We start from the raw sequence: 19,672 nt of genomic DNA on the forward strand, positions 1-19,672 counted from the left end.
AAAGGGCGTTCCGATTTTGCCGAATGAATAATTGACGTTTACGTGCGCGTCAACATTTCGGCCGGAAAATTCCGTCAGCGTCCCCAGTGCACCGGCCGTTTCACCGCTGCGGGTGCGGGCAGCACGACGCGCGGAGCGGGCTGCAGGCTGTGCTGGACCGCCGCCGGCGTGACGATGGTGCGGTCGAACAGCGGAACGCCGCGCCGTCGCATGAAGAACACCAGCACGGCCCCGGTCAGAATGCCGCCGACATGGGCGCCCCAGGAGACGGTGCCTTCCCCGTCGGTCAGCAGCATGACGAACTGCTGGCCGATCCAGAAGAGCAGCGGCACGAAAGCCGGCAGCGGCAGGGGAAAGCGAAACAGCACCAGCACCCAGATGCGCACCTTGGGATGCAGCATCAGATAGGCGGAGACCACGCCCGATACGGCGCCCGAGGCGCCGATCAGCGGCGCTTCCGACAGCGGCGCGACGAGGCCGTGGAACAGCGCTCCGGCCGCCGCGCAGGCGAGGTAGAAGACCAGGAAGCGCAGGTGTCCCAGCGCATCCTCGACATTGTCGCCGAACACCCAGAGGAACAGCATGTTGGAGCCGAGATGCATCAGGTCGACATGCAGGAAGGAATAGGTAAGGAAGGTTGCGTCGGGTGGCACGATCACCAGCGACGGGTCGAGCACGGCATTGTCGAACACCACGGCCGGAATGAAGCCGAGGCCGAAGACGCTGGCCTGTGCAACCGCCTCCGGCGTCAGAAGCACCGTGAAGGCGAAGGTGAGGACATTGGCAAGGATCAGGCCGAAGGTGACGTATTGCCGCCGGATGTGCTTGAGGGCGTTGCGGTCGTGTAGCGGAATGAACACTTGGCGCCCCTTTGGCCTATCGGCCGTTCAACGATTCTTGCCCGGCACCCAGAGAATGTCCGCCTTGCCGCCGTCATTGGCGAAACGCGCGGCGACGAAGAGGAAATCGGAGAGGCGGTTGATGTATTTCAGCGCCGGCTCGTCGATGGTCTCGCCCTCGAAGCGCGACAGCTCGACCATGATGCGCTCGGCGCGGCGCGCCACGGTGCGGGCCATATGCAGATGGGCTGCGGCCGGCGAGCCGCCCGGCAGGATGAAGGATTTCAGCGGATCGAGACCGGCGTTCAGCTGGTCGATCTCGGATTCGATGCGCGTCACCTGCGCCTCGATCACCCGGAGGGGCTCGTAGGTGAGCGTCTCGCCGGTTTCCGGGGCGGCGAGATCGGCGCCGAGATCGAACAGGTCGTTCTGGATGCGCATCAGCATGGCGTCGAGTTCGGGCATGTCGCCCGTGTGCAGCCGGGCCACGCCGATCGACGAATTGGTCTCGTCGATCGTGCCATAGGCGTCGACGCGCAGGTCGTGCTTCAGCCGGCGCGGGCCGGTGACGAGCGCGGTCGTTCCGTCGTCGCCGGTGCGGGTATAGATCTTGTTGAGCCTGACCATCGGTTGATCCCTTTCCTATCGGCCGCCGCCGGTCAGCCACAGGGTGAGCATGATCAGCGCGATCGCCACCGCCTGCAGCACGATGCGCATCTGCATCAGCTTGTTGGACGTGTTGCCGCTGCCGCCCTTCAGCATGTTGTAAAGGCCCCGGATCAGAACCAGGACGACGAGACCCATGACGATCAGGCTAAGGACGGTGGTAAAGGTGGACATCTGTCTCTGCTTGCTTTCAAAATCGGCGTTCAGTCCAGCATCCGCATCAGCCGGTAGAAGAGGTCGGCCGGCAGCAGGCGCTTCAGCAGGACGCCACGCCGCGCCGGAACGGTCACGGGATAATGTGGGCGTGGCCGGGTGGCGGTCAAGGCGTGTTTCAGCACTTTGTAGACCGCCTCCGGACCCAGCTTGTAGCGGTTGATGGGGCCTGTGCCGCCGAGGCGCGCCAGCTGCCGCTTGTATTCCTTGGCGTGGGCGGAGTTTTCGAGATCGACATTCTCTTCGATCATCTTCAGCGCATTGGCGGTGAAGCGGCTTTCGATCGGACCGGGCTCGATCAGGCTGACATGGATGCCCGAACCCTGGAGCTCCATTCTCAGCGTGACGGTCAGGCCTTCGAGCGCGTATTTCGATGCGGTATAGGCGCCGCGGTAGCGATAGGGCAACAGCCCGAGGATCGACGAGCACTGGACGATGCGGCCCTCACCGCGGGTCCGCATCAGCGGGATCACGCGCCGCGTCAGTTCGTGCCAGCCGAAGAAGTTTGTCTCGAACTGGCGGCGCAGCACGTCGGTCGTCAGATCCTCGATCGCACCGGGTTGGCCGTAGGCGCCGTTGTTGAATAGCGCATCGATCCGCCCGCCCGTGCGCTTCGCCACCTCGTCGACCAGCGCGGCAATGCTCGCCGCGTCGGTATAGTCCATCAGCAGCGCCTCGATGCCGTCGGCTTCGAGCGGGGCCAGGTCCTCGGATTTGCGCACGGTGGCGAAAACACGCCATCCATCTGCGGCCAGCGCCCTTGCGCAATGGGCGCCGATGCCCGATGAACAGCCGGTGACGATGATGGTGCGTGGGTCGGTCATCGAATGTTCCCTGTACAAACCGATCCGGTTTCCCATATTCGTTCGCGGGTGACAATCGGCCAGACCATTTCGGCGGCCCGCCGCACCAGGGAGATGGGATGCCGCAATTCCTGCGCATGCTCTACAAGGTCTGCTTCGACGCGCTCAAGCATTTCACCGAGGATGACGGCTGGGCCATGGCGAGCCACGTGGCCCTATCCGCCCTGCTCGCCGTCTTTCCCTTCCTGATCTTCGGCACGGCGCTGGCGAGCTTTCTCGGCGCCGACAGCTTTGCCGAGACGGCCGTGCATCTGATCTTCGACACCTGGCCGGAGGCTATCGCCAAGCCGCTGTCGGAACAGGTGGTCGAGGTCCTCACCATCCCGCGCGGTGGTCTGTTGACGGTCTCGGTGCTGGCTGCCGCCTATTTCGCCTCGAACGGCGTCGAGGCGCTGCGGGCATCGCTCAACCGCGCCTACCGTGTGCCCGAAACGCGCCCCTGGTACATCACCCGTCTCGTCAGCCTCGGCTTCGTCATCGGCGCCGTCGTCGCCCTTGCCGCGATCAGCGCGCTTCTCGTCGCCGTCCCGGTGGCACTGGCCTTTGCGGAAAAGTGGTTTCCGCTGCTCGAGGATTTCCTGGCGACGGTCGCCAACTGGCGCATCTATGGCACGCTCGCCGTGCTCATCTTCGGCCTGGTGGTCTTCCATCTCGGCCTGCCGGCCGGTCACCGGCGCCTTCGCGACGTCATTCCCGGCGTGCTGCTGACCTTGGTGCTCTGGCTGATCGGTGCGCTGATCTTCGCCTATTATCTCGCGAGCTTCGCCGACTACGCTGCGACCTATGCCGGTCTCGCCTCGATCATGGTCGTGCTCGTCTTCCTCTACATGGTGGGCGCGATCTTCATCATCGGTGCGGAGTTCAACGCGGCGCTGCTGAAGTTCGAGGTGCTCGGCCACAAGGTGCTGGTGGTCGACCTGCCCCCGTCAAAGCCCGACCAGTCGACGGATGTCGGCTGAGGTCAGGCCTTGCCCGCGCAGCACCGCCAGCCCGGTGTCGCCCTCGCTTTTCGACAGCTTGCGCCCGTCGGCTCCCAGGATCAGCCGGTGGTGGTGATAGACCGGCGCCGGCAGGTCGAGCAGGTGCTGCAGCAGCCGGTGCACCGAGGTGGCGTGAAAGAGGTCGAGGCCGCGCACCACATGGGTGATGCCCTGGCCGGCGTCGTCCACGGTCACCGACAGGTGATAGCTCGACGGCGCATCCGAGCGCCACAGCACCACATCGCCCCAGGCCGCCGGATCGGCGGCGATCTCTCCGGACTTTCCGTCGCCCGTTTCCGTCCAAAACAGCGCCTCCGCGCATTCCTTGATCGCCCGGCCCATGTCGAGCCGCCAGGCGTGGCGGATACCGGCATCGATCCGACGCCGCCGCTCGGCATCGGACAGATCCCGCTCATCCGCCGGGTAGTGCGGTGCCCCGTCCGGGTCGCGCGGCCAGGACAGACCGTCGGCCTCGGCCCGCGCGACGCGCGCCTTCACCTCGCCGCGGGTGAGGAAGGCGGGATAGGCGAGACCCCGGGTGATCAGTGTCTCCAGTGCGGCGCGATAGTCGTCGAAATGCTCCGACTGCCGCCGCACCGGCCGCTCCCAGTCGAGCCCGAGCCAGGCGAGATCCTCGTAGATCGCCCGTTCGAATTCGGGTGTACAGCGGGTGACGTCTATGTCTTCCATGCGCAGCAGCAGGCGCCCGCCGAGTGCGGCCGCCATATCGGCATTGAGCAGGGCCGACAGCGCATGGCCGAGATGCAGGAGGCCGTTCGGGCTCGGCGCGAAACGCAGGGCCGGGTTTTGACGGGTGGACGGGATCATGCTTCCATCTGGCACGAAATGCGGGTCGCGGAAAAGGGCGGGGCGAGAGCGAAATGAACATCACGACCGCACAGGATGTGGCGTTCGGCCTTTCCCAACTGGTGACGATCGATCCGCGCCTCGAGCCGCTCGCCCACCGGCTTGCGCCGCTGCCGCTGCGCCTTGCCGAACCCGGCTTTGCCGGGCTTGCCCATATCATCGTGTCGCAGATGGTGTCGCGCGCTAGCGCCGAGGCGATCTGGGCGAGGATCCGCGCGGCAGCGGGGGATGCGCCGTCCGCCGAGGCCTATCTTTCGCTCGATGCCGACGTCGTCGCCGGCCTCGGCCTGTCGCGCGCCAAGGCGTCCACGCTGGACCTTGCCGCCCGCGCCGTGGCTTCCGGCGCGCTCGACCTGTCGGCGATCGCGCGCCTCGAAGCGGCGGAGGCGATCGCCAGGCTGACAGCCCTCAAGGGCATCGGCCTGTGGACCGCCGAGGTCTATCTGATGTTCTGCGGTGGGCACCCTGACATCTTCCCCGCCGGTGACGTGGCCCTGCGGGCCGCGGTCGGCGACGTCTTCGGCCACGAGGCGCGGCCCGACATCCGCCAGGTCGTCCAGATCGCCGAGGTCTGGCGGCCCTGGCGCTCGGTCGCCGCCCGGTTGTTCTGGGCACACTACGCCGCCCGGACGGGCCGGGAGGCTCTTCCCGCGGCCGAATAGCGCGGCGGAAGGACGCCCCCTCGGGGAGGGGGCTTCACAAGGCTGTCACAACGGACCTAATATAAACAGACAGGTGCCGAATCGATCAGGAGAATGCCTTGACGATTGCAGTCTCACCCCAGTCCTTGCCGGCGCTCGTCCTGAATGCCGACTACAGGCCGCTGAGTTACTATCCCTTGTCGCTGTGGTCCTGGCAGGACGCGATCAAGGCGGTCTTTCTTGACCGTGTGAACATCATCGCCGAATACGACCATTCGGTCTGCTCGCCGAGCTTTTCCATGCGGCTGCCGAGCGTCGTCAGCCTGAAGACCTATGTCCAGCCGACCCGCAATCCGGCGTTTACCCGCTTCAACGTCTTCCTGCGCGACAAGTTCGAATGCCAGTACTGCGGCTCCGACGAGGACCTGACCTTCGACCACGTGATCCCGCGCGCCCATGGCGGCGAGACCACCTGGGAAAACGTGGTGGCCGCCTGCTCGCCCTGCAACCTGCGCAAGGGCAGCAAGCTGCCGCGCCAGGCGCAGATGTTCCCGCACCAGAAGCCCTACCGCCCGACCGTGCAGGACCTGCACAACAACGGCCGGCTCTTCCCGCCCAATCACCTGCACGAGAGCTGGGTCGACTATCTCTACTGGGATTCCGAACTGCAGCCTTGAGCGTTCTCAGCCGCGCTTGCGGAACGTCGCCCAGAGCGCGATCGCGGCCAGCGCCGCACTCGTCAGCACGTTCCAGCCGGCAAAGGACAGACCGAGCACGCGCAGCGTCGCCTCGGTGCAGGACGGCGCCTTGGTGGAATTCAGCGCTTCCAGCACGTTGACCGGGGCATCGCCGCCGGTTGCGCCGATCGTGCAGCTCGCCGGGCCTTCCCAGAACTTCCATTCGACGCCGGCATGATAGGTGCCAAGGCCGATGCTGACGATCATCAGCACGGCGATGACGGCAAACAGGCCGCGCGTGACGGCGGGCGGCAGCCTGAAGAGCGAAGAAAGAACCGCCAGCACGCCCACGCCCATGCCGATGTAATAGGGATTGCGTTCCAGCAGGCAGAGCGCGCAGGGAATGTATCCGCCGATATGCTCGAAGCCGAGCGCCGAGCCGACGACGACAGCCATGCCGAGGGTCAGCACGGCGGCGATTGCGGTATCGGATTTGGCGAGGGAGGCGGGCAAGCTCATGGGCGGATCCGTTCTAATGCAGGAAATAGCGATAGGCGACGTATAGCACGATCAGCGCAGCCGCGCCGAAGCCGGCGATCTGGCCGAGCCTGTTCTCGATGAAGTGGCGGATCGGCTCGCCGTAGCGCTGCAAGAGCCAGGCGAGCAGCAGGAAGCGCGCGCCGCGGGCGACGATGGCCGAGACGATGAACAGCCAGATGTTGATATGGGCCACGCCGGACAGGATGGTCACCACCTTGATCGGCGGCAGATGCGACAGGCCCGAGGTGATCAGCAGCAGGACCACCATCTGGTAGTCGACAGCGGTGCGCAGCGCCTCGAAAGCCTCGAGCTTGCCGTAGAAGGCCAGGATCGGCTTGGCCACCGTCTCGAAGGCATAGTAGCCGAGGAACCAGCCGGCGATACCGCCGAGCACCGATGCGACCGTGGCGATCATGGCATAGCGATAGGCCTTTTCCGGCTTGGCGAGGGCCATGGGCAGGAACAGCACGTCGGCCGGAACGAGAAAGATCGAGCTCTCGATGAAGGCGATGATCGCCAGCCATTTTTCCGCCGACTTGCGCGCGGCAAGCGACATGGTCCAGTCGTACAGTCGTCGCAGCATTCTTTCTTCCCTGCTTTGGCCGAGCGGTTGTAAGCAAGCGGCGGGCGGCTGTAAATGCTTTGTGCTGCGGCGCATCATCCCGTTCGCAAACATTCGCGTGAACGGCTTTCGGCGAAAAAAGGCGGTTGACCGCTTCGGCTTGCTTCGTATAGTCCGGCGCTGTCCTACCGACACAAGACGCTTCTGTGCCCCATTGGCGGAACTGGTAGACGCGCTCGACTCAAAATCGAGTTCCGAAAGGAGTGCTGGTTCGATTCCGGCATGGGGCACCATCAAACCTTGAAAATTTACGATTCCATCATCTTAAGTCTCTGCGATTTCTCCATCAAACCTAAGGCGTCGTGACGATCGTTTTGGGGCTGTCTGCGGTCATTGTTGTGGCGATAGGTCTAACACCTTAGGAGAACGGGAATGTCAGAGCAGAATGACCGTCAACGGCAGCTCGCCGTGCAACTCGCAGAAAACACGCCGCCATCCGAGAGAGAGGCGTTGCGTATGTGGGCCGGTTCTTTGCTTGAGCTTCGCCAGAAGGACGTGTCTGTCGCCCGAAAGACCAAGGAAGCCATTCTGATAACCCATAGGGCGAGCGTGACTTGGCCGATCTTGAAGGTCGTCTATACGCAAATCAAGAAATATGGATGGGACAATCGATCCACACCGCAACGTCTCGGTTTGGGCGCTGCGGGCGCGGCCTTTACGCTCTTCGGAAGCGCCAACGCCGGCATTGCAGCGTTGGGCGGCGCAATAGGGGTTCCGCTTTGGGTGGTGTTCGGAGCGGGGGCGATGTTTGCGCACCATCTCTATGAAGAACTGAGTGGTAGCCGGAAAGATGATCCTTCGGTGACGTATAAGGTGTTTGACGCGGAGAAAGAGTCGGATTGAATGCAGTGGTATTCCAGCGAGTTCGCGCCGCGCGGGGGGCGGTTGACACGGGGCGTTCGCGGGGACCGTGCTTAGGCACCTATTTGGGGCGTGCTCCGAAGTAGGTTCGATCTATTTCGGGTGCTCATGATTGCGATCGTCAAGCGAGGGAGCGGTGACGGTCTCCGCCCACGCTGGTCCGCTGCTCCGGCCTATCCCAGATCGAAACTTGGCAGCATGTCCACGAGCAGGTCGGCCAGGTCGTGCCCCGGCGTTGCTGCGTCCGGGCGCAGCCGCAGCGCAAATTCCGCCTGGGGCAGCGTCGGCAAGGCAAACGCGCCGTCGAGCCGGGCGATCCCGTCGCCTGCCATGCGCGCGGTCCGGGCCGTGATCGCAATCCCGGCCTTCACCGCCGCAGCCAGTCCCGACAGGCTGGCACTCGTGGCGGCGATCCGATAGCGGCGGCCAGCCCCATCGAGGGCGGCGATCGCGACGTTGCGAAAGCCGCATGGCGCGTCGAGCAGGGCCAGCGGCACTTCGCCGCCGGCGCGTTTAAGGCACTCGGCCGCACCGAGCCAGAACATGGGTTCGCGCAGCACCAGGCGTTCATCCGGCGATGCGCTGCTGCGCATGGCCAGCGCCAGGTCGAGTTCGCCGCGCTCGAAGGCGCCGGCCAGTTCCGCCGATCGGCCGATCCTCAGATCGAGGCGCAGTCGTGGATGGGTGTCGGCAAACAGCCGCAGGATGTCGGGCAGGCCGCTTTCGGCAAAATCCTGGGTGCAGCCCAGCGCGATCCGGCCATCGGCGCGCGCGCCTTTCAGGCTCAGCAGCGCTTCGCGATGGGCGGCGATGATCCGCCGCGCATGGCCGACCAGCGCCTCGCCGGTCGGCGTCAGGGTGCGGCCGCGCCCGGCCTGCTCGAGGAGCGCATCTCCCACCACCGCCTCCAGGCGCTGCATCTGGGCGGTGATCGCTGATGGCGAACGGCCGACAATATCGGCGGCGCGGGTCAGAGATCCGGTGTCGGCGAAGGCGAGAAATGTACGGAGCAATTCCGGGTCGATGGTTTCCATATTTCGATATTATCAAAATGTAAGTGAAGAACAATTCGATTTTTATGATTGAATCCTTCTGTCATTCCTGAGCTCGCCGGGCCGCCGGCCCATGACCGACAAGAGAGGACAGGAACCATGCCGATCATCAATATCGCCGTCACCACCGCGCCCGATGCCGAGCGCTCGGCGCGGATCGCCGGAGAGATCACCGAACTGACCCGCCAGCATCTGCGCAAGGATCCGACGGTGACGGCCGTCGCCATCTCCCACATCGATCCTAGCCACTGGTTCGCCGGCGGACAGTCGCTCGTCGCGCAGGGAACCGAGAGCTTCTGGCTCGACATCAAGGTGGTCGACGGGACCAACACCAAGGGTGAACTGGCCGACTACATGGCCGCCGTGTTTTCGGCCATGGGCGAAGCCCTCGGCGGCGTGCATGCCGAGAGTTATGTGCATGTCCACGAGGTTTCGGCCGCGGCCTATGGCTTCGGCGGCGTCACGCAGGAATATCGCTATATCAAGGGCCGGCTTGACGCCGCATGATGGCCGCAGGCTGTGCGGTGACAGGCGATCCCGGGTCTGCCGGGATCGATCGCCTCAAGCCTTTGCCGAGGTATCCCTGGCGAAATATTCGAGCAGCGTCCGGAGTTCGCCGGCGCGCACCATCTGGGCCGGGGTACGGCCGCCGAGTTCGCTTAAGTGGTGGCTGCGATACCATTTCTCCGCCGCCTCGGCCGAGCCCAGACTCTTGACGATGCGGGAAAGCACGAGGCGCTTGGCCTCCGCTGCGGGCAGCGCGCCGGCGTCGATCGCCGCGCCGAGCCTGACCGCTGCGGTCTTGGCCGCCTGCTGCTTCATCTTCTGCCGCGTCGCCGCCACCGCCGGATGAACCGGCGCGAAGATGTTGACCGTGGCCGTAGCCGGCTCCGCCTCGGCGGATGGCCGGCGCTGCTGGCGCCCGGGCTTCTTCGGCATGAGGCCGGCATCCACGGTCACCTGCTTGACGGGCTGGGCCAGTCGAACACTCTTGCCGGTCGGCGTCTTGGTCATGATGTCTGCCCGTCCCATGCTCGTCGGATGCGATGTCGAAAAATGCGGAGGTGACGCCGATCGCTGTTTCGACGACCTTGCCTCGCGCCAAGCGACGTTAGCACGCGGCCGGAAAAACTGTCCAGCCGATGCCGCGGCAGGTTACGTTCGCGTCCATTGTGCATGTGCGAAAGGAATGCTAACTAGAATTTTCGTCATCTAGCGGGAAATCGGCATGTTTCTCCCCGAATTCGGTACCTACGAAGCCCTCTATCGCGAATTTTCGTGGCAGATTCCGCCGAATTTCAACATCGGCCGTGCCGTCAGCGACGATTGGGCGGTGCAACATGCCGACCGCGTCTGCCTCGAGCATTTCTCTGCTGACGGCCGGCATCTGTCGATGACCTATGGCGAACTCTCGGCGAAATCGGCGGCCTTCGCCAATGCCCTGACCGCGCTCGGCATCGGCCGCGGCGACCGGGTCGCACTCCTGCTGCCGCAGTCGTTCGAGACGGTGATCGCCCATGTGGCGATCTACAAGATGGGGGCCATCGCCCTGCCGCTGGCCTTGCTGTTCGGCGTCGAGGCCCTGGAGTACCGGCTTTCCGCCGCCGGCGCCCGCGCCGTCGTCACCAACGAGTTTGGCCTCTCGCGCCTGGAGGAGATCCGTCCGCGCCTGCCGGCCCTCGAGCATGTGATCTCGACCGGGCCCGCCTCCGGCGCGGTGCATTCTTTCACTTCTCTCGTCGAGGCCCATCCCTCCGTCTTCGACGTCGCCGAAACCGGCCCGGACACGCCGGCGCTGATGATCTTCACCTCGGGCACCACCGGCCCGCCCAAGGGCGCGCTGCATGGCCACCGGGTTCTGCCGGGCCACATCCCCGGCTTCCAGATGGTGCATGATTTCCTGCCCAAGCCCGGCGACAAGGTCTGGACCCCGTCCGACTGGGCCTGGGCCGGCGGTCTGCTCAACGCGCTGCTGCCGGCGCTGATGCTCGGCGTTCCGGTGGTCTCCTCGCCGGCGCAGAAGTTCGATCCCGACATGGCCTTCCGCATCATGGCAGAGATGAAGGTGAGGAACGCCTTCATCCCGCCGACCGCACTGCGCCTGCTGAAATCGGTCGACCGGCCGCTGGAGAAATACGATCTCGTGCTCCGCAGCATCGGTTCGGCCGGAGAATCGCTCGGCCGCGAGACCTATGAATGGGTGAAGGCGACGCTCGGTATCGTGCCGAACGAGTTCTACGGCCAGACCGAATGCAATTTCGTCCTCGGCTCCGCCGCCCATCTGGGCGTCACCAGGGGCGGGGCGATCGGCCGCGCCGTGCCCGGCCATCGCGTGGCGATCATCGATGACGAGGGCCGCGAGGTGCCGGCCGGCGTCACCGGCCAGGTGGCGATCGCCAGGCCCGACCCGGTGATGTTCCTCGGTTACTGGAACGACGAGGCGGCGACGGCGCGCAAGTTCGTCGGCGACTGGATGAAGACCGGCGATCTCGGCCGTCAGGATGCCGAGGGCTATGTCGAATTCTTCGGCCGCGACGACGACGTCATCACCTCGTCGGGCTACCGCATCGGCCCCGCCGAAATCGAGGACTGTCTGGTCGGCCATCCGGCGGTCAAGCTCGCGGCCGCGATCGGCAAGCCGGATCCGCTGCGCACCGAGATCGTCAAGGCCTTCGTCGTCGTCGCCGACGGCTATCTGCCGACCCCGGCGCTGGCCGGCGAGATCAGCAACTGGGTGAAGCAGCGGCTGTCCATGCATGAATATCCGCGCGAGGTGGAGTTCATCACCGAGATGCCGCTCACCACCAGCGGCAAGGTCATCCGCCGGCTGCTGCGCGACCGCGAACTGGCGGTCGCCGCCGAGTGACGCCCGAAGGCTGTCGCCTCAGTCGCTGAAGCGGCGCGACAGGATCTTGTCGCGCAGGATGCGGGCGAGGTTACGGGTGTTGCGGTACATGTGCAGCTGGGTGGCGGCCTGGCGCATGTCGCGGTCGGCATTGGGCCTCAGGCCGATCAGCAGCGTTCCCATCTCCTCGCGCTCCTTCCAGAAGCGGCTCATGATCGGATGGTCCGGCACGGCGCAGCTGTCGGTGCGCTCGATGTTCGGGTCGTCGAGATGCCAGTCGGTCAGGTCGGCGAGCAAGAGCTTGCCGGGCGAGAAGCGAGCATAGCGCTCGTCATAGGCGGTCTTCCACGTATAGGCCTCGCCGGCCATGATGAAGACGACCATCGAGGCGATCGCCCGGCCGTCGAGGTCGAGCGTGTGGATGCGCACGGCATCGACCTCGGCGAGGTTGGTGATCGCCTCGCGGGCGAAGGCGGCGCGGAAACGGTCCATGACCATGGCGGAGCGCTTGCGCCCCTTCCAGCCGCTCGCCTCCAGCGCCAGGAACTCCTCCATGCGCCGGCGGATTTCCTCCGGCTGGCGGGCGACATTGTAGCTGACGCGTCCCTCTTCGCCGAGCAGGCGAAACTGCCGGCGCATGTCGCGCATGTGGTTCTTCGAGATCGTCGTCTTCAGATAGGTGTCGCCGTCCTCCTGGCTTTCCAGCATCGGCCGTTCGAAGGTGTTGGTCACCGTCAGCGGCAGGTCGCGGCCGATCGCCACGGCCTTGATCAGCTGGGTGAAGCGGCCGTTGAGCCTGAGGTCGGGCAGCACGAGGATGCCGGGCAGCTTGGCGTCCGGGCGGGCCAGCGCTTCCAGCATGTTGTCGATGGTCTCGGCCGCGCCCTCGGCGTCGACTAGCGGCGTGCCGAGCGGGCCGAACGGATTGGACCAGACGCGCAGGATCGACGGTCCGACGGAGAAGCCGGGCTTTTCGACCGAAAAGGGCATCATCAGCCGCACCCGGCTGCGCCGGGAATCCTCGTCGCGGATGACGGCGAAGCGGATCTGCCGGTCGTCGAGACGCGGCATGGCGGGAGCGAGGAAACGCGGCGCGAAGAAGACGTTCGCCTCCATCACCCGGTAGGTGAGGAAGTCGAGCTCCTCCTGCAGGTCGTAGCCGACCCGGCCCGGATAGAGGCTGAGCTGCCGGCCGGGACGGCCGACGTCGAGGCGCATGTCGGCGGCGGGCCGGTCTTCCGTCTCGCTTGCCAGGCTGCCGACCAGGCGGTTGGCGCTGCTGTTCATGCTCTCGTTGTAGATCGGCGGTTCTCCCATGATCAGGACATCCTCGTCTTGTTCAGGATCGCCAGCGGATCGGCGAAGGCAAAGAGCACGATGCCGAGCGACGAGCGCACGGCGACATGCAGCAGGATCGCCTCGACCATCATCGCTGCCGCCGTGGCGATTGCCGCCCCGGTCAGGCCGCAGAGCGGGATCAGCGTGATGTTGAGGCCGATATTCGCGGTGAGTGCCACGACATAGACCGTCACGCACAGCTGCTGCTTGCCGGCCATGGTGAGCAGCACTTCGCCGGGGCCGACCAGCGCCTTCGACAGGCTGCCGGCAAACAGGATCGCCATCAGCCAGTAGCCGGCGGTAAACGCATTGCCGAACAGCGACAGCAGAAGATTGCCGGCCAGGAGCACGGCCAGGCCGACCAGGAGCGACGGCCAGAAGCTCCAGCGGGCGGTGGTGCCGGCAAAGACGGCGAGCGGACGCAGGTCGTCGTCGGCCATCATCGCCGAGAAACGGGGGGCGGCAGCGGCCTTGACGGCGAAGAAGACGAACTGCACCAGCGCCATGGTCTTGGCGGCGGCGAAATAGATCGCCACCTGGTCCGGCTCGAGATAGAGCCCGACCACGACGACGTCGGAATTGGTCAGAAGGAAGCCGAAGCCCTCGATCAGGAAGATCGGGATCGCGACCTTGAACCAGGCGAGAAAGTCGATCTTGCGCGGTCCGGCGACGAAACGTTCCTGCAGCCTGCGGTCGATCGTCAGGAACTGGCCCAGGCTCGTCACATAGGTTGCGGCCAGGGCGGCCTGCATCGCTGTCGTCGCGGTCTGCGGCGCGCCGAAGGCGACGGCCGCCACCATGAAGCCGAGGATCAGCAGCGGCCGCACGATATAGGTCGGGCTGAGCGCCGCCACCGGCCAGCTGTTGGCCCGCGCCGTGCCGTCCAGCACGTCGCCGAGCGCGATCATCGGCAGGGCCAGCAGGCCGAGGAACAGGGGAACCATGTAATAGACCTGGATCGCTTCCCCGAAGAAATGCAGGACGAGGAAGCCGATCACGGCGAGTGTGCTGGCCGAACTGATGGCGAAGACCCTCGCCGTCATCGTCAGTCCGCGGATCTCGTCGCGTTCGTCGCGGGCGTCGTACTGCGGCAGGAAGCGGATGACGGCGGTATGGAATCCGAGGCAGGACAGGTTGCCGAACAGCACGACCAGCACCCAGACGAAGACGAAGATGCCGTATTCGAACTCGCCCATCAGCCGGGCCTGGACGATCTGGGCGACAAAGGCGATGGCGGCGGAGACGATGCGGATGGCAAAGGCGATCAGCGCCATGCGCTGGGCGCGCGCCGTCTCGTCCCTGCTGGTCAGGGCCGAGACGAGCTTGTGCAATGCCGGGTGGAGGCCGGACGGCAGAATCTTCTCCGCTGTGTGGATGACCGCCATGATCGACAACAAGGGCCCGCTGGTGACGCAGTTACAACAGCAGCGACCTTGTCAGATCACGGTTAAGAAACGGTTCCGCCTGCCGGTCCGCCGGCGCTGCCGCTCAAGAAAAAAGGCGACCGCAAGGCCGCCTTTTCTGGGTCTAAATCAGGCCTGGAGAAACCGTCAGGCGGTTTCGTAGGCGCCGTGGCAATGCTTGTACTTCTTGCCCGAGCCGCAGGGGCAGGCGTCGTTGCGGCCGACCCGGCCCCAGGTCGAGGGATCGTTCGGGTCGCGGTTCTCCGGAGCGACGAAGGGAAGCGCGGCAAAGGCCGAGCCTTCGCCGAAGTCGTCTTCGCCGGTGGTGGCGTCGACGTGGTGACCTTCCATTTCCGGCACGGTCGGGGCCGGCGGCGCCTCGCGGACCAGTTCGACGCGCATCATCTGGGTGGTCACGGCGTCGCGCAGGTTGGCGAGCAGCGCCTGGAACAGTTCGAAGGCCTCGGCCTTGTATTCCTGCAGCGGGTCGCGCTGGGCATAGCCGCGGAAGCCGACGACCGAGCGCAGGTGGTCGAGGTTGACGATATGCTCGCGCCACAGGTTGTCGATGGTCTGCAGAACGACGGAGCGCTCGACATAGGCCATGATCTCGTCGCCGAACCGTTCGGCCTTGTCGGCCATCGCCTTGTCGGCGGCTTCCGTGATGCGGGCGACCATGTCGTCCTCGGCAATGCCTTCTTCCGCCGCCCAGACGTCGATCGGCAGGTCGAGGTTGAGGGTGACTGCGACCTGCTGCTTGAGGCCGGCTACGTCCCACTGCTCGACATAGGCGCGCTCGGGGATATGGGTGCGCACCATGGTCTCGATGACCTCGTGGCGCATGTCCTCAATCGTGCCCGACACATCGGTCGCATCCATCAGCTCGATGCGCTGCTCGAAGATCACCTTGCGCTGGTCGTTCAGCACGTCGTCATATTTCAGAAGGTTCTTGCGGATGTCGAAGTTGCGCGCTTCGACCTTCTTCTGGGCGCGTTCCAGCGCCTTGTTGATCCACGGATGGACGATCGCCTCGCCTTCCTTCAGGCCAAGCTTCTGCAGCATCGAATCCATGCGGTCGGAGCCGAAGATGCGCATCAGGTCGTCCTGCAGCGACAGGTAGAACTTGGAGCGGCCCGGGTCGCCCTGACGGCCGGAACGGCCGCGCAGCTGGTTGTCGATGCGCCGGCTTTCATGGCGTTCGGTGGCGATCACGTAGAGGCCGCCGGCGGCGAGCGCCTTGGCCTTGAGCTCGGCCACTTCGGCCCGGGCGTTGGCGATCTTGGCGTCGCGCTCCGGACCCGGCTCCATGCCTTCGAGTTCACGCTCGAGGCGCATGTCGAGATTGCCGCCGAGCTGGATGTCGGTGCCTCGGCCGGCCATGTTGGTGGCGATCGTCACCGCACCGGGAACACCGGCCTGGGAGACGATATAGGCTTCCTGCTCGTGATAGCGGGCGTTGAGCACGGCGAAATTGTCGAAGCCGGACTGCTTCAACATGGCGGCGAGCAATTCGGACTTTTCGATCGAGGTGGTGCCGACCAGGACCGGCTGGTTGCGGCTGTGGGCGTCCTTGATCTCCTCGATGATCGCCTTGAACTTCTCTTCGGCCGTCCGGTAGACCTCGTCGTCCTCGTCGATACGCTGGATCGGCAGGTTGGTCGGAACCTCGATGACGTCGAGCCCGTAGATGTTCTGGAATTCTTCCGCTTCGGTCGAAGCCGTGCCGGTCATGCCGGCCAGCTTGCCGTACATGCGGAAATAGTTCTGGAAGGTGATCGAGGCGAGCGTCTGGTTTTCCGGCTGGATCTGCACCTTTTCCTTGGCTTCGAGCGCCTGGTGCTGGCCTTCGGAATAACGCCGTCCCGGCATCATGCGGCCGGTGAACTCGTCGATGATGACGATTTCGTTGTTGCGGACGATGTAGTCCTTGTCGCGCGAGAACAGCTTGTGGGCCTTCAGCGCGTTGTTGATGTGGTGGACGATCGCCACGTTCTCGACGTCGTAGAGCGAGACGCCCTTCAGGAGGTTGGCCTCGCGCAGCAGGTTCTCGAGCTTTTCGGTGCCGACTTCCGAGAAGTTGGCCGAACGCTGCTTCTCGTCGATCTCGTAATCCTCTTCCGACAGAAGCGGGATGAAGGCGTCGATCGTGGTGTAGAGATCGGAGCGGTCGTCCAGCGGACCGGAGATGATCAGCGGCGTGCGGGCTTCGTCGACCAGGATCGAGTCCACTTCGTCGACGATCGCGTAATTGTGCCCGCGCTGCACCATCTGGCCGCGCTCGTACTTCATGTTGTCGCGCAGATAGTCGAAGCCGAGTTCGTTGTTGGTGGCGTAGGTGATGTCGCAGGCATAGGCCGCGCGGCGTTCCTCGTCGGTGATGCCGTGGACGATGACGCCGGTGGTGAGGCCGAGGAAGCTGTAGAGCTTGCCCATCGTCGTGGAGTCGCGCTTGGCGAGGTAGTCGTTGACGGTGACGACATGCACGCCCTTGCCGGCGAGCGCGTTCAGGTAGACGGCGAGGGTGGCCACCAGCGTCTTGCCTTCGCCGGTCTTCATCTCGGCGATTGAGTTGTCGTTGAGGATCATCGCGCCGACCAGCTGCACGTCGAAGGGCCGCATGCCGAGTGCACGGTGCGCGGCTTCGCGGGCCACGGCAAAGGCCGGCACGAGCAGGTCGTCGATCGACTTGCCGTCGGCCAGCATCTTGCGGAACTCTTGCGTCTTTGCGGCGAGAGCCTCGTCGGACAGCGCTTTCATGCTCTCTTCGAGCGCGTTGATTGCGGCGACCTTCGGCTGATAGGAGCGAACGCGGCGTTCGTTGGCCGATCCGAAGAGTTTGCGGGCGAGCCCACCAAGACTGACCATTCGATGGTCCTTTCTGACCTTCGTCATATTCGTAGCGCATCCCTGCCGACCGCCGAAATTCGGCGTTTAGGCGCAGAGCAGCGGGAAACGGCTCTGGACGCGCGGTTGCGTGACAGATAAGAGGGGGGTCGAATGATGTCAACGCCACAGGGTGGCCGGAAAAGCCTGCCCTGGCGCGCGTTTGACAATTTTTCGCCCGATTCGAACGGTCTTGAAACGGTTCATCTTCCGAAAGGTTTCTTATGCTTCGTCTTCATAAAATCGCCCTCGTCGCTTGTGTGGCGTTCATCGGGCTCCAGAACCAGGCTTCCGCCGAGGACGCCGTCGTCGCCAAGGTCGGCAAGCTGGAGATCACCCAGTCCGAACTCGACCTGGCCATCGCCAATCTCGACCCGCAGCTCGCCCAGCTTCCGGACGAGCAGAAGAAGATTGCCGCGCTGTCCGGCGCCATCGACGTCAAGCTGCTCGCCGGCAATGCCGATGGCGAAGGCCTGAAGGACGATGCCGAGTTCAAGAAGCGCATGCAGTTCATCGCCGACCGCGAGCTGCACAATATCTACTTCAAGAAGCACGTCGTCGACGCCGTCACCGAGGACGAGGTCAAGGCACGCTACGACAAGGAAATCGCCGCCCTGCCGAAGCAGGTCGAGGTCAGCGCCCGCCACATCCTGGTGAAGACCGAGGAAGAGGCCAAGGCCATCATCGCCGAACTCGACGCCGGCAAGGATTTCATCGAACTGGCCAAGGCCAAGTCGACCGACCCGAACAAGTCGGAAGGCGGCGATCTCGGCTACTTCACCAAGGGCCGCATGGTTCCGGAATTCGAGGAAGTGGCCTTCGCCATGGAGAAGGGCACCTACTCCAAGACCCCGGTCAAGACCCAGTTCGGCTTCCACGTCATCAAGGTCGAGGACAAGCGCGACGCCGCTCCGCCGGCCTATGAGACGGTCGCCCAGCAGGTCCGCCAGCTGGTGATGCGCGACAAGTATCTCGCCATCATCGAGAAGGCCAAGGCCGAGCAGAAGGTCGAGATCCTCGACGAGGCGCTGCGCAAGGGCTACGAGGACGTAAACAAGGCGCAGCAGTAATCGCCGCACCTCTGATTGAAACGCGGGCCCGCGCTTTTGCGGGCCCTCTCATTCCAGGCCGCTAAGAATGTCCGCAACCGTTTCTCCCCTTGCTCCCACGTCCTACCCGGACATGCCGGCCATTCGCGGTGTCCGCATGGCGACCGCCGCCGCCGGCATCAAGTACAAGGACCGCACCGACGTGCTGCTGATGGCGTTTGACCGTCCGGCCGCGGTCGCCGGCGTGTTCACCAAGTCGAAGTGCCCCTCGGCGCCGGTCGATTTCTGCCGCACCAACCTCGCCCATGGCGTGGCGCGCGGCGTGGTCGTCAATTCCGGCAATGCCAATGCCTTTACCGGCCTCAAGGGCAAGGCGGCGACCGAGCTGACGGCGAAGTCGGCCGCTGCCGCGCTCGGCTGCGGCGAGAACGAAATCTACCTCGCTTCCACGGGCGTGATCGGCGAGCCGCTCGACGCCACCAAGTTTTCCGGCGTGCTGGGTGACATGGCGCAAGGTGCCACGGGTGACTTCTGGCTGGAAGCCGCGCGGGCGATCATGACGACCGACACCTATCCGAAGGTGGCGACGCGCACCGCCGAGATCGGCGGCGTCAAGGTGACGATCAACGGCATCGCCAAGGGTGCGGGCATGATCGCGCCTGACATGGCGACCATGCTCTCCTTCGTCGTCACCGACGCCGACATTGCAGCTCCCGCGCTGCAGGGCCTGCTTTCGGCCGGCGTCGATCCGACCTTCAATTCCATCACCGTCGACAGCGACACCTCGACCTCCGATACGCTCCTGCTGTTTGCCACAGGGGCCGCCGGCGCCGACGGCCAGACGACGATCGAGACGGCCGACGATCCGGCGCTTTCGGGCTTCCGGCTGGCGCTCAACGACCTGCTCAAGGACCTGGCACTGCAGGTGGTCCGCGACGGCGAGGGCGCCCGCAAGATGGTCGAGATCACCGTGACCGGTGCCGAGAGCGATCTCGCCGCCAAGAAGATCGCGCTGTCGATCGCCAATTCGCCGCTGGTCAAGACTGCGGTTGCCGGCGAAGACGCCAATTGGGGCCGCATCGTCATGGCGGTCGGCAAGGCCGGCGAAATGGCCGACCGCGACCGGCTGGCGATCTGGTTCGGCGATATCCGCGTGGCCGTCGACGGCGAGCGGGACCCGGCCTATTCCGAGGCGGCGACGACCGCTGTCATGCAGCGCCAGGACATTCCGGTCCGCGTCGACATCGGGCTCGGAGATGGCAAGGCGACGGTCTGGACTTGCGACCTCACCAAGGAATATGTGGCAATCAACGGCGACTACCGGAGTTGATTG

21 protein-coding genes and 1 tRNA gene are annotated in these 19,672 nt (G+C 64.9%); 10 read left to right on the forward strand and 12 right to left on the reverse strand.

Annotated elements, in window-relative coordinates; translation table 11 throughout:
• Positions 1–74 precede the first annotated feature (74 nt).
• From AC07Y0_RS22560 to AC07Y0_RS22575, 4 genes are read right to left on the reverse strand one after another with little or no spacing between them, the layout of a single operon-like run.
• The gene (locus AC07Y0_RS22560) at positions 75–860 is read right to left on the reverse strand and encodes a rhomboid family intramembrane serine protease (protein ID WP_498679855.1); all 786 of its coding nucleotides are present in this window, start codon (positions 858–860) and stop codon (positions 75–77) included.
• 27 nt (positions 861–887) lie between these two features.
• Positions 888–1,466: a cob(I)yrinic acid a,c-diamide adenosyltransferase gene (locus AC07Y0_RS22565; RefSeq protein WP_454747826.1), complete on the reverse strand. Its 579-nt coding sequence runs from the start codon at positions 1,464–1,466 to the stop codon at positions 888–890.
• A 15-nt stretch (positions 1,467–1,481) separates the two neighbouring features.
• Complete coding sequence (locus AC07Y0_RS22570) at positions 1,482–1,679, reverse strand: twin transmembrane helix small protein (protein ID WP_028738306.1); 198 nt, start codon at positions 1,677–1,679, stop codon at positions 1,482–1,484.
• A gap of 29 nt (positions 1,680–1,708) precedes the next feature.
• Complete coding sequence (locus AC07Y0_RS22575) at positions 1,709–2,542, reverse strand: SDR family oxidoreductase (protein WP_498679856.1); 834 nt, start codon at positions 2,540–2,542, stop codon at positions 1,709–1,711.
• 98 nt (positions 2,543–2,640) lie between these two features.
• Here AC07Y0_RS22575 and AC07Y0_RS22580 point away from each other — a divergent pair, with 98 nt between their 5' ends.
• Positions 2,641–3,540 (forward strand): YihY/virulence factor BrkB family protein, encoded by a 900-nt coding sequence (locus tag AC07Y0_RS22580; RefSeq protein WP_498679857.1) that lies wholly within the window; start codon positions 2,641–2,643, stop codon positions 3,538–3,540.
• Here the strand turns inward: AC07Y0_RS22580 and gluQRS are convergent.
• The gene (gluQRS, locus tag AC07Y0_RS22585; protein WP_498679858.1) at positions 3,508–4,389 is read right to left on the reverse strand and encodes a tRNA glutamyl-Q(34) synthetase GluQRS; all 882 of its coding nucleotides are present in this window, start codon (positions 4,387–4,389) and stop codon (positions 3,508–3,510) included. The genes AC07Y0_RS22580 and gluQRS overlap by 33 nt on opposite strands.
• 53 nt (positions 4,390–4,442) lie before the next feature.
• Between gluQRS and AC07Y0_RS22590 the strand changes: the two genes are divergently transcribed.
• Positions 4,443–5,090 (forward strand): DNA-3-methyladenine glycosylase family protein, encoded by a 648-nt coding sequence (locus AC07Y0_RS22590; RefSeq protein WP_498679859.1) that lies wholly within the window; start codon positions 4,443–4,445, stop codon positions 5,088–5,090.
• A 98-nt stretch (positions 5,091–5,188) separates the two neighbouring features.
• Entirely contained in the window at positions 5,189–5,746 is a 558-nt protein-coding gene (locus tag AC07Y0_RS22595; RefSeq protein WP_498679860.1) for an HNH endonuclease, read from the forward strand.
• Positions 5,747–5,752: 6 nt separating this feature from the next.
• On the opposite strand, the gene AC07Y0_RS22600 is transcribed toward AC07Y0_RS22595, so the two are convergent.
• Both AC07Y0_RS22600 and AC07Y0_RS22605 read right to left on the reverse strand, forming a co-directional pair.
• Positions 5,753–6,265, reverse strand: coding sequence for a disulfide bond formation protein B (locus AC07Y0_RS22600; protein ID WP_498679861.1), 513 nt, complete (start codon positions 6,263–6,265; stop codon positions 5,753–5,755).
• Positions 6,266–6,278: 13 nt separating this feature from the next.
• Positions 6,279–6,869 carry a YqaA family protein gene (locus tag AC07Y0_RS22605; protein WP_498679862.1) on the reverse strand — a complete coding sequence of 197 codons (591 nt, stop codon included), beginning with the start codon at positions 6,867–6,869 and terminating at the stop codon, positions 6,279–6,281.
• Between the two features lie 187 nt (positions 6,870–7,056).
• Here AC07Y0_RS22605 and AC07Y0_RS22610 point away from each other — a divergent pair.
• A tRNA-Leu gene (locus AC07Y0_RS22610) sits at positions 7,057–7,141 on the forward strand.
• A gap of 139 nt (positions 7,142–7,280) precedes the next feature.
• Positions 7,281–7,751, forward strand: a complete 471-nt coding sequence (locus AC07Y0_RS22615; RefSeq protein WP_498679863.1) for a hypothetical protein — start codon at positions 7,281–7,283, stop codon at positions 7,749–7,751.
• Positions 7,752–7,942: 191 nt separating this feature from the next.
• Here AC07Y0_RS22615 and AC07Y0_RS22620 read toward each other — a convergent pair whose 3' ends face one another.
• Positions 7,943–8,803 carry a LysR substrate-binding domain-containing protein gene (locus AC07Y0_RS22620; protein WP_498679864.1) on the reverse strand — a complete coding sequence of 287 codons (861 nt, stop codon included), beginning with the start codon at positions 8,801–8,803 and terminating at the stop codon, positions 7,943–7,945.
• Positions 8,804–8,920: 117 nt separating this feature from the next.
• Here AC07Y0_RS22620 and AC07Y0_RS22625 point away from each other — a divergent pair, with 117 nt between their 5' ends.
• Positions 8,921–9,328: a tautomerase family protein gene (locus AC07Y0_RS22625; RefSeq protein WP_498679865.1), complete on the forward strand. Its 408-nt coding sequence runs from the start codon at positions 8,921–8,923 to the stop codon at positions 9,326–9,328.
• 54 nt (positions 9,329–9,382) lie between these two features.
• Here the strand turns inward: AC07Y0_RS22625 and AC07Y0_RS22630 are convergent, their stop codons facing one another.
• Complete coding sequence (locus AC07Y0_RS22630) at positions 9,383–9,835, reverse strand: hypothetical protein (RefSeq protein WP_498679866.1); 453 nt, start codon at positions 9,833–9,835, stop codon at positions 9,383–9,385.
• 214 nt (positions 9,836–10,049) lie between these two features.
• Between AC07Y0_RS22630 and AC07Y0_RS22635 the strand changes: the two genes are divergently transcribed.
• The gene (locus tag AC07Y0_RS22635; protein ID WP_498679867.1) at positions 10,050–11,687 is read left to right on the forward strand and encodes an AMP-binding protein; all 1,638 of its coding nucleotides are present in this window, start codon (positions 10,050–10,052) and stop codon (positions 11,685–11,687) included.
• Between the two features lie 18 nt (positions 11,688–11,705).
• On the opposite strand, the gene AC07Y0_RS22640 is transcribed toward AC07Y0_RS22635, so the two are convergent.
• Together AC07Y0_RS22640 and AC07Y0_RS22645 are read right to left on the reverse strand one after the other, a co-directional pair.
• Positions 11,706–12,983, reverse strand: a complete 1,278-nt coding sequence (locus tag AC07Y0_RS22640; RefSeq protein WP_498679868.1) for a GNAT family N-acetyltransferase — start codon at positions 12,981–12,983, stop codon at positions 11,706–11,708.
• Positions 12,984–12,985: 2 nt separating this feature from the next.
• Positions 12,986–14,389, reverse strand: a complete 1,404-nt coding sequence (locus AC07Y0_RS22645; RefSeq protein WP_498679869.1) for a lipopolysaccharide biosynthesis protein — start codon at positions 14,387–14,389, stop codon at positions 12,986–12,988.
• On the opposite strand from AC07Y0_RS22645, the gene AC07Y0_RS22650 reads away from it, so the two are divergent.
• Positions 14,388–14,570 carry a hypothetical protein gene (locus AC07Y0_RS22650; protein WP_498679870.1) on the forward strand — a complete coding sequence of 61 codons (183 nt, stop codon included), beginning with the start codon at positions 14,388–14,390 and terminating at the stop codon, positions 14,568–14,570. The two genes, AC07Y0_RS22645 and AC07Y0_RS22650, sit on opposite strands and share 2 nt — an antisense overlap.
• On the opposite strand, the gene secA is transcribed toward AC07Y0_RS22650, so the two are convergent.
• On the reverse strand, positions 14,555–17,272 hold the full coding sequence (gene secA, locus AC07Y0_RS22655) for a preprotein translocase subunit SecA (RefSeq protein ID WP_498679871.1): 2,718 nt from the start codon (positions 17,270–17,272) through the stop codon (positions 14,555–14,557). The genes AC07Y0_RS22650 and secA overlap by 16 nt on opposite strands.
• Positions 17,273–17,514: 242 nt before the next feature.
• Here secA and AC07Y0_RS22660 point away from each other — a divergent pair, with 242 nt between their 5' ends.
• The gene (locus tag AC07Y0_RS22660; RefSeq protein ID WP_498679872.1) at positions 17,515–18,360 is read left to right on the forward strand and encodes a peptidylprolyl isomerase; all 846 of its coding nucleotides are present in this window, start codon (positions 17,515–17,517) and stop codon (positions 18,358–18,360) included.
• A 67-nt stretch (positions 18,361–18,427) separates the two neighbouring features.
• Entirely contained in the window at positions 18,428–19,669 is a 1,242-nt protein-coding gene (gene argJ / locus AC07Y0_RS22665) for a bifunctional glutamate N-acetyltransferase/amino-acid acetyltransferase ArgJ (RefSeq protein WP_498679873.1), read from the forward strand.
• Positions 19,670–19,672 lie beyond the last annotated feature (3 nt).

Source organism: Allorhizobium sp. GW101-3B10, from assembly GCF_059424725.1.

Bases quoted from the DNA above. Each gene is read 5' to 3' on its own strand.
- AC07Y0_RS22565 (WP_454747826.1), bottom strand. From the start codon at position 1,466: ATGGTCAGGCTCAACAAGATCTATACCCGCACCGGCGACGACGGAACG.
- AC07Y0_RS22570 (WP_028738306.1), bottom strand. From the start codon at position 1,679: ATGTCCACCTTTACCACCGTCCTTAGCCTGATCGTCATGGGTCTCGTC.
- AC07Y0_RS22575 (WP_498679856.1), bottom strand. From the start codon at position 2,542: ATGACCGACCCACGCACCATCATCGTCACCGGCTGTTCATCGGGCATC.
- AC07Y0_RS22580 (WP_498679857.1), top strand. From the start codon at position 2,641: ATGCCGCAATTCCTGCGCATGCTCTACAAGGTCTGCTTCGACGCGCTC.
- gluQRS (WP_498679858.1), bottom strand. From the start codon at position 4,389: ATGATCCCGTCCACCCGTCAAAACCCGGCCCTGCGTTTCGCGCCGAGC.
- AC07Y0_RS22590 (WP_498679859.1), top strand. From the start codon at position 4,443: ATGAACATCACGACCGCACAGGATGTGGCGTTCGGCCTTTCCCAACTG.
- AC07Y0_RS22600 (WP_498679861.1), bottom strand. From the start codon at position 6,265: ATGAGCTTGCCCGCCTCCCTCGCCAAATCCGATACCGCAATCGCCGCC.
- AC07Y0_RS22605 (WP_498679862.1), bottom strand. From the start codon at position 6,869: ATGCTGCGACGACTGTACGACTGGACCATGTCGCTTGCCGCGCGCAAG.
- AC07Y0_RS22615 (WP_498679863.1), top strand. From the start codon at position 7,281: ATGTCAGAGCAGAATGACCGTCAACGGCAGCTCGCCGTGCAACTCGCA.
- AC07Y0_RS22620 (WP_498679864.1), bottom strand. From the start codon at position 8,803: ATGGAAACCATCGACCCGGAATTGCTCCGTACATTTCTCGCCTTCGCC.
- AC07Y0_RS22625 (WP_498679865.1), top strand. From the start codon at position 8,921: ATGCCGATCATCAATATCGCCGTCACCACCGCGCCCGATGCCGAGCGC.
- AC07Y0_RS22630 (WP_498679866.1), bottom strand. From the start codon at position 9,835: ATGACCAAGACGCCGACCGGCAAGAGTGTTCGACTGGCCCAGCCCGTC.
- AC07Y0_RS22635 (WP_498679867.1), top strand. From the start codon at position 10,050: ATGTTTCTCCCCGAATTCGGTACCTACGAAGCCCTCTATCGCGAATTT.
- AC07Y0_RS22640 (WP_498679868.1), bottom strand. From the start codon at position 12,983: ATGGGAGAACCGCCGATCTACAACGAGAGCATGAACAGCAGCGCCAAC.
- AC07Y0_RS22650 (WP_498679870.1), top strand. From the start codon at position 14,388: ATGATCGACAACAAGGGCCCGCTGGTGACGCAGTTACAACAGCAGCGA.
- AC07Y0_RS22645 (WP_498679869.1), bottom strand. From the start codon at position 14,389: ATGGCGGTCATCCACACAGCGGAGAAGATTCTGCCGTCCGGCCTCCAC.
- secA (WP_498679871.1), bottom strand. From the start codon at position 17,272: ATGGTCAGTCTTGGTGGGCTCGCCCGCAAACTCTTCGGATCGGCCAAC.
- AC07Y0_RS22660 (WP_498679872.1), top strand. From the start codon at position 17,515: ATGCTTCGTCTTCATAAAATCGCCCTCGTCGCTTGTGTGGCGTTCATC.
- argJ (WP_498679873.1), top strand. From the start codon at position 18,428: ATGTCCGCAACCGTTTCTCCCCTTGCTCCCACGTCCTACCCGGACATG.